Source organism: Streptomyces sp. NPDC020917, assembly GCF_044333795.1.
In the GTDB taxonomy this organism is placed as follows: Bacteria; Actinomycetota; Actinomycetes; order Streptomycetales; family Streptomycetaceae; genus Actinacidiphila.
Window position 1 is genome coordinate 92,287 of the sequence record NZ_JBIRRR010000023.1, and the last position, 16,759, is coordinate 109,045.

14 protein-coding genes, 1 tRNA gene, 1 pseudogene and 1 CRISPR repeat array are annotated in these 16,759 nt (G+C 68.5%); of the genes and pseudogenes, 8 read left to right on the top strand and 8 right to left on the bottom strand.

Features of this window, described 5'->3' with window-relative positions; all coding sequences use genetic code 11:
• Positions 1-167 precede the first annotated feature (167 nt).
• Positions 168-1,112, top strand: a complete 945-nt coding sequence (locus ACH4TG_RS34610) for a Yip1 family protein (protein ID WP_398246618.1) — start codon at positions 168-170, stop codon at positions 1,110-1,112.
• A gap of 164 nt (positions 1,113-1,276) precedes the next feature.
• The gene (locus ACH4TG_RS34615) at positions 1,277-1,756 is read left to right on the top strand and encodes a DUF2000 family protein (RefSeq protein ID WP_398246619.1); all 480 of its coding nucleotides are present in this window, start codon (positions 1,277-1,279) and stop codon (positions 1,754-1,756) included.
• A gap of 31 nt (positions 1,757-1,787) precedes the next feature.
• Here ACH4TG_RS34615 and dcd read toward each other — a convergent pair whose 3' ends face one another.
• A complete protein-coding gene (gene dcd, locus ACH4TG_RS34620; RefSeq protein WP_398246620.1) occupies positions 1,788-2,363 on the bottom strand; it encodes a dCTP deaminase in 576 nt (191 codons plus the stop codon).
• A 426-nt stretch (positions 2,364-2,789) separates the two neighbouring features.
• On the opposite strand from dcd, the gene ACH4TG_RS34625 reads away from it, so the two are divergent.
• Positions 2,790-2,863: transfer RNA gene (locus ACH4TG_RS34625), tRNA-Gly, on the top strand.
• A gap of 396 nt (positions 2,864-3,259) precedes the next feature.
• Here ACH4TG_RS34625 and ACH4TG_RS34630 read toward each other — a convergent pair.
• Positions 3,260-4,465, bottom strand: coding sequence for a tyrosine-type recombinase/integrase (locus ACH4TG_RS34630; protein WP_398246621.1), 1,206 nt, complete (start codon positions 4,463-4,465; stop codon positions 3,260-3,262).
• Positions 4,465-4,683 (bottom strand): excisionase family DNA-binding protein, encoded by a 219-nt coding sequence (locus ACH4TG_RS34635; RefSeq protein ID WP_398246622.1) that lies wholly within the window; start codon positions 4,681-4,683, stop codon positions 4,465-4,467. Before ACH4TG_RS34635 ends, ACH4TG_RS34630 begins: the two co-directional genes overlap by 1 nt.
• Before the next feature lie 692 nt (positions 4,684-5,375).
• On the opposite strand from ACH4TG_RS34635, the pseudogene ACH4TG_RS34640 reads away from it, so the two are divergent.
• From ACH4TG_RS34640 to ACH4TG_RS34660, 5 genes and pseudogenes are all read left to right on the top strand, one after another.
• Positions 5,376-6,304: pseudogene (locus ACH4TG_RS34640) on the top strand (hypothetical protein).
• Entirely contained in the window at positions 6,301-6,993 is a 693-nt protein-coding gene (locus tag ACH4TG_RS34645) for an ATP-binding protein (RefSeq protein ID WP_398246623.1), read from the top strand. The pseudogene ACH4TG_RS34640 and the gene ACH4TG_RS34645 overlap by 4 nt, the downstream one beginning before the upstream one ends.
• 108 nt (positions 6,994-7,101) lie before the next feature.
• On the top strand, positions 7,102-7,908 hold the full coding sequence (locus ACH4TG_RS34650) for a DUF2637 domain-containing protein (RefSeq protein ID WP_398246624.1): 807 nt from the start codon (positions 7,102-7,104) through the stop codon (positions 7,906-7,908).
• 427 nt (positions 7,909-8,335) lie between these two features.
• Complete coding sequence (mobC, locus tag ACH4TG_RS34655; RefSeq protein WP_398246625.1) at positions 8,336-8,875, top strand: plasmid mobilization relaxosome protein MobC; 540 nt, start codon at positions 8,336-8,338, stop codon at positions 8,873-8,875.
• Positions 8,876-10,417, top strand: a complete 1,542-nt coding sequence (locus tag ACH4TG_RS34660) for a relaxase/mobilization nuclease domain-containing protein (RefSeq protein WP_398246626.1) — start codon at positions 8,876-8,878, stop codon at positions 10,415-10,417.
• Between the two features lie 436 nt (positions 10,418-10,853).
• Here ACH4TG_RS34660 and ACH4TG_RS34665 read toward each other — a convergent pair whose 3' ends face one another.
• The 5 genes from ACH4TG_RS34665 to ACH4TG_RS34685 all read right to left on the bottom strand — a co-directional run bounded on the left by ACH4TG_RS34665 (position 10,854) and on the right by ACH4TG_RS34685 (position 16,537).
• Positions 10,854-11,351 (bottom strand): hypothetical protein, encoded by a 498-nt coding sequence (locus ACH4TG_RS34665; protein WP_398246627.1) that lies wholly within the window; start codon positions 11,349-11,351, stop codon positions 10,854-10,856.
• Complete coding sequence (locus ACH4TG_RS34670) at positions 11,351-11,980, bottom strand: helix-turn-helix domain-containing protein (RefSeq protein ID WP_398246628.1); 630 nt, start codon at positions 11,978-11,980, stop codon at positions 11,351-11,353. Before ACH4TG_RS34670 ends, ACH4TG_RS34665 begins: the two co-directional genes overlap by 1 nt.
• Positions 11,967-12,314, bottom strand: coding sequence for a hypothetical protein (locus ACH4TG_RS34675; protein ID WP_398246629.1), 348 nt, complete (start codon positions 12,312-12,314; stop codon positions 11,967-11,969). Before ACH4TG_RS34675 ends, ACH4TG_RS34670 begins: the two co-directional genes overlap by 14 nt.
• An 850-nt stretch (positions 12,315-13,164) precedes the next feature.
• Positions 13,165-13,497: direct repeats of the CRISPR family, unit length 29 nt; unit sequence GGACTCATCCCCGCAGGCGCGGGGAGCGG.
• Between the two features lie 415 nt (positions 13,498-13,912).
• A complete protein-coding gene (locus ACH4TG_RS34680; RefSeq protein WP_398246630.1) occupies positions 13,913-14,125 on the bottom strand; it encodes a hypothetical protein in 213 nt (70 codons plus the stop codon).
• 39 nt (positions 14,126-14,164) lie between these two features.
• Positions 14,165-16,537 (bottom strand): N-6 DNA methylase, encoded by a 2,373-nt coding sequence (locus tag ACH4TG_RS34685; protein WP_398246631.1) that lies wholly within the window; start codon positions 16,535-16,537, stop codon positions 14,165-14,167.
• Between the last annotated feature and the right edge of the window lie 222 nt (positions 16,538-16,759).

Here is a 16,759-nt window from a genome sequence, read left to right on the forward strand (position 1 = left end):
GCCGACGGCACGCTCCCAGGAGGGGCGGCACCCCCGCGGGGAGACCCGCGCGGGGTGCCGCCCCTCCCTTTTGGCCCCCGGGGCACACGTGTCACAGGTTGGCAGCAAAGGCGCCGGGGCCCGCGGGCACCCGTACAGGGGCCGGAATCAGCGGGTACGTTCGAAGCGTGGCTGGATTCTCGAACCGACAGGGCAGGCGCGGCGGGCACCCGGGCGGGCGCCCGCAGGGTCAGGGGCGAGGCGCGCCGCAACCCGGGCAGCAGCAGGGCTACCCCGGGCAGCCCGGGTCCTACGGCCCCGGCCCCTCAGGCGGCCGACCGGCCCCCCACCACGACGACTCCCCCGGCCACACCCGGGCGTTCACCCTGGGCGAGCCGACGCCGCTGGCCGGCGCGGGGGCGTACGGCGACGGGCCGTACGGCGGGCAGGGGTACGACGGCCAGGGGTACGGCGACGGCCAGGCTTACGGCGGACAGGGCGGGTACGACCCGTACCAGCCCGCCCAGGGCCAGGACGGCTGGGACAACGTGGGCACGTACCGGGCCGGCCAGTCGGCCGCTCCCCCCGTCGGGCCGCGGCTGCACTGGAAGCAGCTGCTGCGCGGCATCGTGCTGCACCCCGGCCGGACCTTCTGGCAGATGCGCGACCACACCGTGTGGGGCAGCGCCCTGACGGTGACCTTCCTCTACGGGCTGGTCGCCGTGTTCGGCTTCGACGCCGCCCGCAGCGACATCCTCAGCGCCACGCTCTCCACCAGCATCCCGTGGGTGCTGACGACCGGCGTCGCCGTGGTGCTGTGCGGCATCACCCTCGGCGCGGTCACCAACACGCTGGCCCGCCAGCTGGGCGGCGACGGCGCGTGGGCGCCGACCATCGGCCTGGCGATGCTGATCACCACGCTCACGGACACCCCGCGCCTGCTGTTCGCGCTGTTCCTCGGCGGCGGCAACGGGTTCGTCCAACTCCTGGGCTGGGTCACCTGGTTCGCGTGCGGCGCGCTGATGACGTCGATGGTGTCGAAGTCCCACGACCTGCCGTGGCACCGGGCACTCGGGGCGTCGTCGCTCCAACTGGTCGCGCTGCTCATGCTGTTCAAGCTGCCGCTGATCTGAGGGGGCCGCGGGAGGGCCCGGGAGCGGGTTCCGGGCCGCCCGGAGCGGGTTCCGGGCGGCCCGGAGCCTGTGCCGCGCGGTCAGGGCGGTCAGGGCGGTCAGGGCGGTCAGGGCGGTCAGGAACGTACAAGACGGGGGTACGGGGCTCCGGCGAGATTCGTGGCATGACCACCGAGCACACCGCACCCAGCGAGCAGACCGCCCCCGGCGACACCGCCGCAGCCGCCGCCCCCGTCCGCTTCGACACCAAGATCGCCGTCCTGCTGCGGGACGACCTCGCGCCCTGGCAGAAGCTGAACGCGACCGCGTTCCTGGTCAGCGGCCTGGGCACGGCGCTGCCCGAGGTGATCGGGGAACCGTACGAGGACGCCGACGGCACGGCGTACCTGGCGATGTTCCGGCAGCCGGTGCTCGTCTTCGAGGGCAGCAAGGAAGTGCTGAACGCCGCGCTGGACCGGACGCTGTCCCGGGCCCTGCCGCGGGCGCTGTTCACCGCGGACCTGTTCGCCACCGGCCACGACGAGGCCAACCGCGCCGCCGTGCGGGCCGTCCCGCGGGCGGGCCTCGACCTGGTGGGCCTGGCGGTCCACGGGCCGCGGAACGCCGTCGACAAGGTGCTCAAGGGCGCGCGGATGCACCCCTGAGCGGTCGGCCGCGGAACGCAGGCCCGGGCGATCAGACCTGGGTGCGGTGGAAGTTGAGGTACGAGCGGGACGGCGTGGGGCCGCGCTGCCCCTGGTAGCGCGAGCCGTACTGCTGCGAGCCGTACGGGAACTCCGCGGGCGAGCTGAGCCGGAACAGGCACAGCTGGCCGATCTTCATGCCGGGCCACAACTTGATCGGGAGCGTGGCCACGTTGGACAGCTCCAGCGTGACGTGCCCGGAGAAGCCCGGGTCGATGAACCCGGCCGTGGAGTGGGTGAGCAGCCCGAGCCGGCCGAGGCTGGACTTGCCCTCCAGGCGCGAGGCGATGTCGTCGGGCAGCGTGATGACCTCGTACGTCGAGGCGAGCACGAACTCCCCCGGGTGCAGGATGAACGCGTCGTCGCCGTCGGGCTCCACGAGCCGCGTCAGGTCCGGCTGTTCGACGGCGGGGTCGATGTGCGGGTAGCGGTGGTTCTCGAAGACCCGGAACAGCCGGTCCAGGCGCACGTCGATGCTCGACGGCTGCACCATCGCAGGTTCGAACGGGTCGACGCGCACGCGCCCGTTGTCGATTTCGGTCCGGATGTCCTTGTCTGAGAGAAGCACGCCCCCGAGACTAACGCCCCGGGCCACGGCCGGCGGCCCGGGGCACTCCGGCTCGGCCTCCGGCCTACTTGCCCTCGGCCTGCGCGACCGGCACGGCATGCCGCAGCCGGGCGCACTTGGGACACCTCAACAGGCGCCCGGGCCCCAGCCGATCAGCCCCCAGGTGCTGCATCGGAAACGAAGCCGTGCTGAACACGTGCCCCTCGGCACAACGAACAACGGTGCGATCCATGAAGTCCCTTCCCCAACTCCGCGTGGCCGACAAACCCACACATTAGGGGATGCTCCGACGCTCGTCCGGGACCACCACACCGCCCCCTCAACCTACCCCCACAGCCCCGCGCTCCGCCCCCACTTCCCTCACTCCCCGACCCTCCGCGATGCGGTACAGTGTCCCTGGAGCAGGGCCCCCGGGCCCCGTTTTCTGCGGATGTAGTTTAATGGTAGAACATGAGCTTCCCAAGCTCAGAGCGCGGGTTCGATTCCCGTCATCCGCTCCAAAGAAAAGCCCCAGGTCATGGACTTGGGGCTTTGTTGTTGTCCAGACCAATTACCGGGTCCGTGCACCACTTGCGCACCACATCTGGCGGTCAATTGGCGCCATCAAGCAGTACTGGATAGCGCATCGAATATTGGTGCAGCGCAATTCTCGAATCCTGAGACGGATTTTAAGTGACCTGCATCACATGATGAAGTCACCTTCGGTCATGCCCGGTTGAGGACCGCGCGGTGGCACCGACGCGCACCGAGGCGCAACGCCGCTGTTCAGAGACTGGATTGCGACTGGCAGAGCGCAACGTACGGCCGGCGGGTTCCAGCACGGAGCGTCGCAACGCGCATGGTTCGGGGGCCGACACGGCATCGCGTCGGCCCCCGAGCGGGCGGTCAGATCGGCGTCAGGCCAGCCGCACCACTTCCGCACCAGATGGGTCGTCGGCCGCCGCGTCGAGGCGCTCGGCGCGGACCCGTTCGTCGAGGCCGGCCGCGACTTCCTTCTGCCGCTCCAGGGTGGAGTGCTGGTAGATGAGGGCAGCGCGTTCCGAGGACTGGCCGGCGCGGACCATGGCGTCCTTCAGGGTGCCGCCCGACTGAGTGACGAGGGTGTTGCCGGTGTGCCGGAGGTCGTAGAACCGGAAATTGTCGGGCAGGCCGACTTTCGTACGGGCCTTCCGCCATTTACGGCCGAAGGTGGACCGGCGGAACGGCGCTCCGCGTTCTCCGACGAAGAGCAGGCCGTCTGTGTCCTTTGCCGCGAACCAGTCGAGGTGCCGTCGTACGTCGACGGTCAGGAATGCGGGGAGGACGACGACGCGCTTTCCGGCGCGCGATTTCGGGTCGCCGGTGACCCGGCGGCCGGTGGTGAGTTCCGGTGACGCGCGGGTGATCCGGAGCAGCACGGGCTCGCGCGGCACGTCGCGCCGCCGCTTCGACTCCTCCGGTTCGTCGGGCAGCGTCACGTCGGGGCGGCGCAACTCCGCCTGCTCCTCGGGGCGGAGGCTGCCGTACGCGGCGAGGTAGACCATCAGCCGCCAGCGCGGGCCCATGGCCTCGGCTACCGCGTCGACCTGTTCGACGGTGGCGATCGGGCGTTCCTCGGCCTCCTCTTTACCCGCGCCCTTGATCCGGCACGGGTTGCGGCGGATCAGCTCGTCGTCGGTGGCCGTTTCCAGGATCGCCTTCAACAGGCGGTAGGACTTGGCGACGGTGGTCGCCCCTGTGGCCTCCAGCCGGTCGGCCCGCCAGGCGCGGACCCGGCCGGGCGTGATCTCGTCCAGGTCGTACGGGCCGAACGCCGGCAGGAGGTGCAGGCGCAGCAGCCTGCGGTACAGCTCGTCGGTGGTGGTGGCGAGGCCGCGCTCCTCGACCCAGCGCAGCGCGTACTCCCCGAAGTTGACCGCTCCGGCGTCCGGGTCCGTCCAGTCGCCGCGCGTGAGGTCGGCCTCGATCTGGGACAGCCAGACCTCGGCGTCGGTCTTCGTCACGAACGTCTCGGGGGTGAACCGGCGCAGGCCGGTGGGGTCGACGTAGCTGGCGGTCCAGCGGCCGGAGCGGTACTGCCGTATGGACCCGAAGCGGCGCTTTGCGCCCTTCGCGTTTCCCATCAGGCCGCCCTCCGGTAGTGCGCGCGGGCGCGGCGAGGGGCGACAGGGTTCACGGTGTTCGCCGTGACGTAGGCATCGAGGACGGATTCGGTGATCCGGACATGGCGGCCGACCTTGACGAAGGCGATCCGCCGCTCGGATATGAGCCGACGGATGAAGCGCTCGCCCGTTCCGAGGCGTTCCGCGGCCTCGGCGATCTTCAGCAGGCGTTCAGGCACGGGCGACCACCTCCGCGCCGCGCGGAGCAGCGAAGAGGTCGTGCGGGGATGGAGCAGGTGGGCGCAAAGCAGGGCTCCTTCTCCGGCCGACGAGGGGTGGCAGCCCCGGTGGTGCCGGCCGGTGGTTCAGGGATGGGCGTAAGCCGCGGAGGGCTTTTGGAGGGACGTCATGTTGTACCTCGGGAAACGCGTTTTGGGAAACGGCATTTTCGGGTGTACAACGCGGCTGCGTAAATGCGGGAGTGAGTCGCAGGCCGGACGGTAGCACCGAATCCCGGACGCGCCCTGAATCCACCCAGAGCGGACAACCCGGATCCCAGGGCAGGGTGTTGACCTGCCCGGACCCCTGGTTTGGACGATCCGTGATCTACGGCTACGGTGCGGGCCCATACGCCGCAAGGATTTCCCCGCTGACTTCTCTCGAAAAGCAGAGCTATGTATGGACTGTCCAACCGGGGTGTGGTTTAACTGTCGTTCCCACCGTCCATAACGAGAAAGGCCCCCGGCGCTGAGAACGCCGGAGGCCGAAGCAGAAACCCCGTCCGCCCATCCCTGAACGGTCTGCCAGCACGCCGGGGCTGCCACCCCGCATGGCCCACTGACAAAGGAGCTCTGTGCCCAACAGTACGACCCCGACCACCCGCACCGCACCCCCGTTGCCCCGCAGCGTCCCGACGGCGGGGTGGTGAGCGGTGGCCCGCATACGCACCATCAAGCCCGAGGCCTTCACCTCCGAGTCTCTCGCCGCGGTGTCCCTGTCGGCCGAGCGGACCTTCTTCGGCCTGCTCACCCAGGCCGACGACCACGGCCGGTTCCGCGACCAGCCCGCCGTCATCGCCGGCCTGCTGTGGTCGCTGCGCCCCGACCACGGACCGCTTGGTGTCGAGGACGACCTCACCCAGCTCGCCGCCGCCGACCTCGTCTGCCGCTACGAAGGCGACGACGGCAAGCGATACCTCCACGTCGTCGCCTGGCACCAGCATCAGAAGATCAACCGCCCCAGCGGGGTACGCGCACCGGCCTGCCCGCACCACGACGCTGCCGGAAGTAGCGCGTCCTCACGGCAGACACACGGAGCCCTCCGTGAGGTCGCAGTGAGCCCTCACGGAGGGCTCGACGAGGAGTCGCGAGAGGTCGGTGAGCCTTCGCCGAATCGCGAAACCACAGGTCAGGGCGGATTCGGTGAGGCTTCGCCGAGGGCTCACGGAGGACTCAGTGAGCCCTCGGTGAGCCCTCGGCGTCCGGATCTAGGACCTAGGATCCTGGACCTAGGATCTATTCCTTCGGGGGCGCGAGCGCCCCCGCGCCCGTCCCTTCCGTCACGGTCTCGGCGAAGCAGCTCCTCGGCGAGTATGTCGCCGGGTGCGCCCACCGCCCGCCGGAGAAGTACCTCGGGCACCTCGGCCGCGAGGTCCAGCAGTTGCTCGCCGAGCGCATCGCGCCGGATCACCTCCGGGCAGGGCTGGAGCGGCTCCGCGTCAAGGGCCTGAGTCCGAGCGTGCTGCCGAGCCTGGTCAACGAGGCGATGAACGCCTCGCCGTCGCAGGCCAACCCCCGTACACCGCACCAGGCGTGGACGAACCCCGCCGACATCGAGGCTGCCTACGGCGGTGACCTGTGACCACCGTCACCCGCGAACCCCGCACCGCCGGCGGCGCGGCAGGCCGTCTCGCCGCGATCCTCACCGCCCGGGGCATCGACCCACGCGCCGATGCCCCGGCCCCCGAGCCGGAGCCAGTGACCGCGCTGAAGCTGGCCGACGCCCGTATCGCTCCGCGCTACCGCCTTGCTCTCGCCGACCACCCAGGCGTCACCGCCTGGGTCACCGCGATCACCCGCGCGGGCAGGCCGGGACCGGGTGGTGCGCCGGGCATCGCCACGGGCCCGTCGCTGCTGATCGCCGGGCCCACCGGCACGGGCAAGACCCATCAGGCGTACGGCGCGATCCGGAGCCTGCTGGCCGCCGGTGTCCGGCTACGCTGGGAGGCGACCACCGCAGCCGACCTCTACGCAGCCCAACGCCCTCGGCAGGGCCACGATCCCGAGCGGCAGCTCCTGGCACTGGCGCGGTGTCCCCTCCTGCTGCTGGACGACCTCGGCGCCGCCAAGCAGTCGCAGTGGACCGAAGAACTGACCTACCGCCTGGTCAACCACCGCTACAACCACATGCTCCCGACGCTGGTCACCACCAACCTGCCCGTCGCAGAGCTCCGCGACGCCGTCGGCGACCGCGTCGCCTCCCGCCTCGCCGAGATGACCGAACGCGTCATCCTCACCGGCCGCGACCGCAGAAGGCACACCGCGACCTGACAGGCCCTCGCGCCCAGGCCGACATTCACGGTCCGACCGCCTATCCCGTTCACGCTTCCGCCGACGCCTGCCCGCGCGCGGAAGCCACCCTTCGCCGGAGATCCCCGCATGCCCCCGAACGCCCATGTCCCCGTGCCCCGGGCCACCGCCTGGGACCGCGCCGCCATCACCGTCCTCGGCGGCGCGGGCTGTGCGCTCTCCTACGACGCCCTGCAGCAGATGGCCATCGCCATCCACGTTCGCCCCGCGCTGACGTACCTGTTCCCCGCCGTCGTCGACGGGTTCATCGCCTACGGCATCCGCGCCCTGCTCGTCCTGCGCACCGCGCCCTTCCGTGCCCGCCTCTACGTCTGGACCCTGTTCACCACCGCTACGGCCGCCAGCATCTGGGCCAACGCCCTCCACGCCATCCGCCTCAACCAGCAGACCCGCACCACCGGCCTGCACCTGGGCAACACCACCGTCGGCATCCTGTCCACCCTCGCCCCGCTCGCCCTGGCCGGCGCCGTCCACCTCCACATCCTCATCACCCGCCACGACGCACCCGCAGCCCAAGTACCAGTGCCCCGGCCGACGGAGACCGCGCAGCATCCGGACTCGGCACCCGCCACCGACGAACCGCCCGCACAGGACGCAGAAGCCGAGGAGGCTCCGTCCGGCCAGTCGCCTGTCGAGCACGCGCGCGCCGAAGAGCACCCCGCCGCGATACCCGACGAGTCGGTCCGCCGGATCGGCCGCCCGCCCAGCGCCGAACTCGACGACCTCCTTGCCCTGGCCCGTCCCGTCTTCGCGGCGCACGAGAACCCCACCCGGGCCGTGGTCCGCAATCGCGTCCGCGCCGCTGGCCACACCATCGCCGAGGACCGGCTCACCCAGATCATGACCGCCCTGCGCCGCGAGCAACCCGGCCTCTGACCGGAAATCCCCGCAGGTCAAACCAGCGGACCACCTACCGAGGTCCGCCCATCCGGTCGCCCCGGCGACCAGGCGCGGACCGCAGCACGGAAGACGCCCGTGGGCGCACGGAAGGAGAAGGCCGGAAAGGGGGTTGGGGCCATGGATACCTCATCCAGTCCCGGACCGGCTGCCGGGGACCTTCCCCCCCCTGGCCGCGAGTCCCTCACGATCTCCGTCCGGCCCAACACCGCGCACCGTATCCGCCGCCACCGACAACACCCCGATACCGGCTCAACCCCGAACGGAGACACCCCCCGTGCACGACCCGCACCACAAAGCTCCCGCCCGCCCCGAACAGATACCGACCAACCCTGCCCCCGGCGGAGCAAGGTATGGCGCTGGACCGTCCAATGGCCGGTCCAGCGCAGACTCCTCCGCCCCGGGGGTGGCGGTGGAGGAACTCCGGCGCCAGGGGGCACCGGGGGGAGAAGCCGTCGCCGCGCCCGCCACCGATGTGCCGCCCGCCGTCTCGCCGAGCGCGATGCGTGCCGCCGCCGAAGCCGCCGTCCGCCGCACCGCACGCCGTCGCCGTCGCGACACCGTCCAACGCGCCCACCGCGTCGACGTCCGCTACAGCCAATCCGAACGCGAAGCCATCAAAACCAAGGCGGACGCCTTGGAGATCGCCGGCGCCCACCTGGTCGGCGCGGTCGTCATGGCCTTCATCGAAGGAACCCAACCGTTGCCCGGCCGGCGCACCGAAACCGACGACCTGATCGACGAACTGGTGGCGCTACGCGCCCAGGTCGCCAAGATCGGCGGCAACGTCAACCAGATCGCCCACCGCCTGAACGCGGGCGGCGACCCCTACCCCTCCGACATCCCAATCCTCACCCAGGCCCAACAGACCTTGCAGACCGTCCGCGACGCCATCGCCGACATCGAGACCGCCGCGCACCGCACCACCGATGGAAGGGCAGCCTGATTGATCGCGAAGATCACCCGCGGAAAGACCATCCGGCGCCTGCTCGGCTACCTCTACGACACCGTCCGCGCCAAGGACCACACCGATCCGCACCTGGTCGCCTCCTGGGACGGCTTCGCCCCGGACCCCGGACGCGACGCCGACCCGAAGGCGGCGATGAAGCGCCTCGCCAACACCCTGGAGCTACGCCTGAACCAAGCCCGGAACAAGAACCTGAACGTGCCTGAGCGACCGGTGTGGCAGTGCTCGGTCCGCGCCGCGCCAGAGGACCCGATGCTCAGCGACGGCCAGTGGGCCGACATCGCCAGCCGCCTCGTCGCGGCCACCGGCATCGCGCCCGACGGCGACCCGGACGGCTGCCGCTGGGTCGCGGTCCGCCACGCCGACGACCACATCCACATCGCCGCCACCACCATCCGCGGCGACCTGCGCACCGCCCGACACTGGAACGACTACCTGACCGCCGACCGCGAACTCCAAGCCGTCGAGCACGACTACAACCTGCGAGTCGTCGTCCGGGGCGATCGCACCGCGGCCAAACGCCCCACCCGCGCCGAAACGGAGAAGGCCGTCCGCGCTGGCCGCCACCGCACCCCCCGCGAACAACTGCGCACCGTCGTCGCCGCGTCCACCAGCACCGACGAGTTCTTCCACCTCCTTGGCGCCAGCGGCATGAAGGTGGAGATCCTGCGCTTCCCCTCCGGCGACATCCGCGGCTACAAGGTCGCGCTCGCCGACGACACCAACGCCGACGGCCAACCCGTCTGGTTCTCCGGCTCCACCCTCGCCCCCGACCTGTCCTACCCCAAAATCCACGACCGCCTCACCGCCAGCCGGCCTATCTCGGCGACACGGCCTCAACCCAAGCCCTGGTACCAGGCCACCGCGGCCACCGAACGCATCCCCCACCACCTCGACCAGCGCGACGACCCCGCGTCCCAGGCCCACATCACAGCCCTGGCCGAAGCCTTCGACGTCCTCCCCCTGACCGCGCCGCCGGACCTGCGCCCGCAACTCACGCAGGCCGCCCTCGCTTTCGAACGCGCCAGCCGCTCCCGCATCAAGGCCGACCACCACCACGCCCGAGCCCTCCGCACCGCCGTCCGGGGCATCGCCCACCAGCCACCGGTCGGCGACGGCGCGGGCCTTGCGATGTTCCTCGACGCGGCCATCCTGGCCATCCTCGCCATTCGCCGCTGGTACGCCCACCGTCACCTCGACCAGCAAGTCCAGGCAACCCGGGCGACCCTCACCCACCTCCAAGCCGCCTACGAGCATGCGGCAGCGGCACCCCTGGCCACCCTCACCCAGCGCCACCCGGCGCAACGAGTCGCTGACCAGCACGCCCAACAGCTCCGCCAGACCATCCCCGCCCACGCCGACCACGTACTGTCCGACTCCGCATGGCCCGCCCTCGCCACCGCACTCGCCGACGCCGAAGCAACCGGCCACGACCCGAAGCAACCTCGCGCGAGGAACAGGAGCCCACACCCCATCGCCTTCGAGCGCGCGACCACCGACCGGTCCCCACTCCCCCGATAACCCACACCACCGCTAACGAGGCTCCCCCGGCAGGCCACGGAAGGGCGGCCCCTGACTGCTCTGGCCAGCCCGGCGGCGGGGGCTCACCCCCGCGTGCGCGGGGAGCGGTATTCCAGGACGTTGAGGATCAGCTCGACGTTGGGCTCATCCCCGCGTGCGCGGGGAGCAGCAGCCGGTGTGCTTAGCCGCAGGCGGCAGATCGGACTCATCCCCGCGGGTTCGATTCCCGTCAGCCGCTCCCTTGGAAAGGGCCCGGGCTGAAAACCCGGGCCCTTTGTGCTGTTCAGACCTCTTTATTCATCCCGCACCAGATCCGCACCACAAGTCTTGGCGCGCCCGGTTTTCACACGCGCATCCAGTGCGGCAGCGATCCCGTGCCGGGCCAGCGACGAGTGCTGGGAGGTCAGAGCCACCCACGCGGGCTGCGCGAAAGGTCTCAAGTTCCTAGCCCCTCAGCCCGGACTTGAGTCGCTTCTTCGGGCAAGACCGTTCCCTTGAAGTGCAAAACTTCCAATGTCAATGCGGGGACCCCCAAACGCGTTGACATTTGATGAATGAACTCACGGGCGTACGGGCGTATCACCAGCTTGCCCGTTGATCCCGCAAACTCATCTAGATCAGTCTCGCTAGGCGCATCCTCTGTCTCCACAGAAAAAGCGGCGACAAAGGATGCTTTAATCTCTGCAATAGACTCGTCGTCGGCATTACGGAGCTGAGCGACGTACTCGTCCTTGCAAATAACCACACCGCTGCTAGTGGCCTCGTTCGACTGTCGATGAAATGATCCCTCTGAATTGATCGACACATTAGCCGGACCCGGATTGTAATGCGACGCCGGGCCTCGAACCACCGCAACTTCACCTAGAAGAACGTTGATCAAAGAAGCTGATTCCCGGATTGCGGCTGCCGCATCCGACCCCATATCCTCGGACATTAGATGGCTCCCGAGTCTTTCGGTACGAATCGAGTGCCCTCGGTGTCACGGCCAACCGTGGAGACAGAGGACGTACGCCACCTAGACCTGCTCTTTCCGGTCGTCATGGCTCCTAGAATGTGCCATGACTTTTCAGGATCGTGGACAGCCTCCACCCGACCGTGAGCACCCGAAGGAAATTCATGGGGCAGCACAAGTAGAATCGCCTGCGCAACGACATCGCCATCGCTTACGTTCAAATGTGAAACGGATACCGTTGCACGCTCTTCACGCGGTGCGACCTGAGTCTCATCTCCCTGCCGCTTAGGACTGCGCCTTCGAGCCGGCGTGATCGGTGGCGCAGATTCCTCGACAGGGACAATTTCGATGCGGGCTTCGTAGCCCATGGCTCGAAGGTAACGACCAATAGTGGAGACTCGAATATTTCCGTCTCCACTCATCACCTGAGATACAGCACCCTCGGTCACCCCAAGAAGACCGGCGACTTCGCGGGCGGTTTTTCCGCTCGCGGAAATCGCTCGATGCAGACTTGCAACCACTGATTGCGCCAAGCGCGCGGCGGACAATTCTTGTGCGCCGCGCGGAAACCCAGCGTAGCGCTCAATCATACTCTGGTCAGATTTTGTCATGCTCGACGTCCTCCTCACGAATAGTGAGGGACAGTTGGATGTCCTCAGGTGGTGCCTTTTGCCCCGTCTTACTCCATGCATTCGTTAAACGAAGAATGGAGTCCATGTGCGGGTACCACCAATAGTCATCCTGGCAGTCCGGATCTGTTTCGCGCCTATCGCCGATGCGCGGTTTCGGCTCGTATGTGCCGTCGCCGGGGGTGTCGAAGTAGGCGACACGGTGCCAGCCATGTTTAAACTCCCAGACGCCTTCACAGAGGTCGTTGATTGCCGACCTGTTTGGCGGTTCGCCATTCAGCCCTATGTACTCGATCTTGGCGAGCAGCTGAGCCACCGTATGAATCTGCTCGTCGTCTGGGGGGCTTGTGAAATAAGGATCTTCAGACCACTCGCCTTCCTCCATCTGTGTCCAGAACCCGGCCGCGGGGGATGACTCATCAAGCCTGATTGCGCACTCAACGCGCTCATGGAAGCACGTAGAGTCACCCCTCCAGATTACCCGCCTACTGGGTTTAGTAAACACTAAAGCCCCCCTGCCTGCGACGGCAAAAACAAGATCAATATCAGGGTATGGCACATCGGACGAGGTCAGAAGCTTGCGGCTGCAGCCCAAACCACCCGTCTGGGCGACGACACTTGTACGAGCAGTGCCCACAGACGCACTCATCCTCCTCTCCCCCAGGACAGGTGACCTTCATTTACCCCGTCCCCACAGCCCCCAACTGTCAACGAGTCGCAGCCCCTCGGGCCTCTCGCGGACAGGCCAGGTTGCGAGGTTAGCGCTCCGGAGTCCCTTGGTCACGGGGTTCGCTGAGATAGGTGCCGGCAGAACAGCCGGCAGCGTCTGCGACTTGAAAGAGGCCACGGAGTCGCGGGAAGGGGTCTGCTGCCGATCTGCGTTCGGGGACGAGCCCCGTGCCAGTCAGGCGGTGGGGGATGGAGATGAGCGAGTGTGCCCGTCTGCTTGTGCTGATCGCTGGCTTAATGCTCCTGGGCTGCCTTCTGCATGGCTATCTGCCGGTTGTGGGCGCATGAGTCGTGGGGGGCGAGTGGCTTTCGTGCCTGTTGTCGTGGCGCTTCCGGCTGTCGTTGGGGTGAGTCTTCCTCCCAGAGCTGGGCGACAATGGCTTCGGCAAGCGGTGCCGGGACGCAGGTCCCGGCACATCGGCGGCCGTTCGTGCACAGGGCTCATCCCCGCGGGTGCGGGGAGCAGTTCTCCTCGACCTCGGCCGTGAGCTCGATCTTGGGCTCATCCCACGGGTGCGGTGAGCGGCGGACATCGGGATCCGCGAGGGTGGGGCGCGCGGGCTCATCCCCGCAGGCGCGGAGAGCGGGTCTTTCGGCTCGCGCCCCGGCGCGAGGTGTAGGACTCATCCCCGCAGGCGCGGGGAGCGGTCGGCGAGGAGTGCGACGCTGCGGCGTACCCCGGGCTCATCCCCGCAGGCGCGGGGAGCAGCGGGCATGCGTCCAGGCTATCCGCCGACGGGTGGGCTCATCCCCGCAGGCGCGGGGAGCGGACTGAATGACCTGCAGTTTTATCAACCAACAGCGCCGTTTCAGCAAGAAGAGCAGGATCGGACATATAGGGCATCGACCAAGCGCTGCCGCCACCCGCCCCCGCAGGCACAGGCTACGCCGCCGCCGAAGCCGCCCCGGGGCGCACCCCCCACCCCGCGAAGCTGGACAAGCCGGCCCCCCTGGTGGAACACCGTGCCAGCACCGTGCTCTGCGCGACGGACAACCACGCTCCCCACCGGTGCACAGCGGACAACACCCAGCCAGGCTGAGAGGACGAATCCGCAGGCCAACGGCCCTGCCACCACAGACCGCCCGTGATTCCCAAGCTCAGAGCGCGGGTTCGATTCCCGTCATCCGCTCTTTAGATAAGCCCCAGGTAACCACCCTGGGGCTTGTCCCTTTTTCGGTCCGACGTCAGAGTTGACCGGCCGCTGACAGGACAGCCAGGCAGAGGCCCATCGAGGCGGCGAAGGCAGTGCCGCCGTAGAGGATGGTCTCGGCAAGCCCGGTCCCGGTGCTCGCCCTCAGGATTCCTGCGGCGAGTGCCACAATCAGCGAAAACAGGAATGCCACCAGAATCCACAGATACCGCGTCGCGGACTGCGGCGCGGGCGGCGGACTGTTCACGAAATTCTTCCTTCACGGAGGAGCCGAGGAATGAGGCTTTCATTCCGGGATCAGCACGCCTGTCATCAGGTGCGCTGCGAGGACGGCACGGCGGCGCGTTGCGGCCAGGACGATCTCACGGTGCGCCGTGATCTGCGCGTCCATGGCACCCAGGGCTGCACCGAGACGCTGCTGATGGGCGAATGGCGGCAAAGGCAATGGCAATTGGCCGAGCACTCTCACGCTGAGAGAGGGGACGGCGGTTCCTTGCGCATGTTCCCTCAGCCATCCCAACGTCTCAGGCAAGGACAGATAGGCCATCAAGTAGCCGGGGTCGAGCAGTCGGGTCTGAAAGGTGTCGAGGATGCGCAGCCGCATGAGGTTGGTGCCGAAAAGCCAGCCAGCCTCCTGCTCCTCGACGAGAGCAGGAGGCATCTGAGCACCGGAGCGGACACACAGAATGTCCCCAGCCATGAGGCGAAAGCGGGCAAGCGGCTTGGCGAGGTCTTCCGTGACCTTCTGCATCTCGCCGTGAGCGATACGTCCCGCTCGGAGGTGCTTGGGCATCACGACGCGCACATCGCCGGCCATGGAGCGGGTGTCGGCCGGCAGCCGCGAATAGGACGGCCCGGCCGCGACGTCAACCACATCAGCGAGAGATACCCGCTGCCAACCGTGGGGCAGGCCGTCGTAGGAGAAGGCAGCGGCCGGCAGCTGCGGCCTGAAGGCCATCTCGTCGGCGATGCTGTCCGTGGCAGCCGCGCGGGTCAATGTCTTCGCCAGGAGCCGCCCCGTGGCGACCGCTTCGCTCATGGCGTCATCGGGCGCCGCCGCCACGGACATCCACCTGTCGATGTAGTCCGCGGGCTGGAGCGAGTAACCGGCCTCCCGGATCACGTCCCGCGGAACGGCCACCGCCACATGCCCCGCGCCCTGGCGGCCCGGGTGGAAGCCATGGCGCCCTCGCCATTGCTGGACCGTCTGCACGACAGCCGCGACATGTTCGTCGGAGAGGACGCGGGGCCCCCGCATCGCCTTGTCACCCAACCCCCGGGCATCCACGAACAAGATGTCCTCACGTGCCACTGGCGGGCGGTGCAGGAACCACAGGCACACAGAGACCTGTGCTCGAGAGAAGAGCTGGGGCGGTAGAGCAACGATGCACTCGACAGCCCCGTCCTCGACTGCCTTTCGCCGAATGTCACGCTCCCGGTGATCGGTGGACGCGCCCGCACTCACCGGCATCACCACACTCGCGCGCCCTCCGTCCCGGAGTGACAGCAACACGTACCGGAGCCAGGCGAAAGCCACGCCGCCCGAGGCAGGCCGACCGTACGACAGGGCGGCTCCGTCACGAAGCCCTCGCTCCACTCCGGCTGCAGCGAAAGGCGGATTGGTCAAGATCAGATCCGCTCCCCTGCCACGCTGCCGTTCCAGGTCGTTCCACGGGGCCCCGCTGCCCGCAGCCAACTCGACCGCGGCTTCGTGCAGCGCCAGATTCATCGCCGCAAGCCGGAGCGTGCCAGGGTGCGGGCTCTGGCCTCGCAGGACCAGCGGAGAAGTCGGGCACAGGCGCTCCGCCGCGACATCGAGCATCTCCCCGGCACGCACATACGGGTCGTACACGTACCGGACCGCGCTCCCCTCGGTCAGCGCCGCGTCCCTCATCAGTCGTGCGACGGGGCGCGGAGTGAAGAACTGATCGCTGCGAGGGTTGGCATGGAAGCCGAACAGGTCCACCAAATCGCGGAACTCATCGATGCCGAGGCTCTCCGTCCCGTTGATCGCCTCGTGCAGGTCGCCGAGCCGCCGAGGCTCCAACCTGAGCAGCGCATCACGCACGCCCGGTGTCACACCTTGCAGCCGGAGCGCTTCGTCAGCCGCTTCTCCGATGTCCCGTAGCAGTGCTGCGGCGGCAATGGCTTCGGACCGTGCCCGCACGCCTCGTTGGAGCGCCTCCCAGCGGAAACCGGCGTTGCTCCGCAGGAACACCAGGGACATGAGCAACACGATGTAGTCCAGCATCGACCCGTCACCGCGTACCGCGTCGCCCAGCGGTCCCACCAGCCGGGCCAAGTCGTCTGTGCGCCGGCCCTCCGTAAATGCTTGACGGCGGTCAGCCGCCACGTGTCCGACGGCGACGGCTTCCTGGCGCGTCCCGGCCAAGGCGGCAAGGTTCCGGCGTACGCGGTCCGCGTAGGTTATCCCCTCCGCCTCGCCAGAGACACGACCGCGCGTCGGGATCGGCCTCGAGTCGAGCCAGCCGAGCATCGCGCGGAGACCGAAGAGTTCGACCTCACCGCTCCGCACGGGCTTCGGATAGTCAGCGTGGCGCCGCTCCCAGTTGGTCACCGCCGGCCGCCGGACTCCAGCGAGTTCTGCGATCTCGGACCTCGACAGCAGGCGATCGTCCTCCGCGGCCGTACCGTCCATGAAGCCTCCCGCACACGTGCCACCCGTTCACGACGAGATGACCGTAGAGACCAGATGACACCGAAGTCAAAGAAGAACACCTATGAGCACCGACGGTGCTCAGATACGCGAGCGGTCCACCAAGGGAAGCTGCCGCTTCATTGGCGTCGTCAATATCGCCTTGAGCTGGGAACTCGCCATTACAGACCTCAGACGACGGGTTCAGTCCGAGGAAGAGATTGA

Coding starts and splice junctions, on each gene's coding strand:
- ACH4TG_RS34615 (WP_398246619.1), top strand. CDS start 1,277: ATGACCACCGAGCACACCGCACCCAGCGAGCAGACCGCCCCCGGCGAC.
- ACH4TG_RS34685 (WP_398246631.1), bottom strand. CDS start 16,537: ATGGACGGTACGGCCGCGGAGGACGATCGCCTGCTGTCGAGGTCCGAG.
- ACH4TG_RS34665 (WP_398246627.1), bottom strand. CDS start 11,351: ATGTCCGAGGATATGGGGTCGGATGCGGCAGCCGCAATCCGGGAATCA.
- ACH4TG_RS34650 (WP_398246624.1), top strand. CDS start 7,102: ATGCCCCCGAACGCCCATGTCCCCGTGCCCCGGGCCACCGCCTGGGAC.
- ACH4TG_RS34630 (WP_398246621.1), bottom strand. CDS start 4,465: ATGGGAAACGCGAAGGGCGCAAAGCGCCGCTTCGGGTCCATACGGCAG.
- ACH4TG_RS34670 (WP_398246628.1), bottom strand. CDS start 11,980: ATGACAAAATCTGACCAGAGTATGATTGAGCGCTACGCTGGGTTTCCG.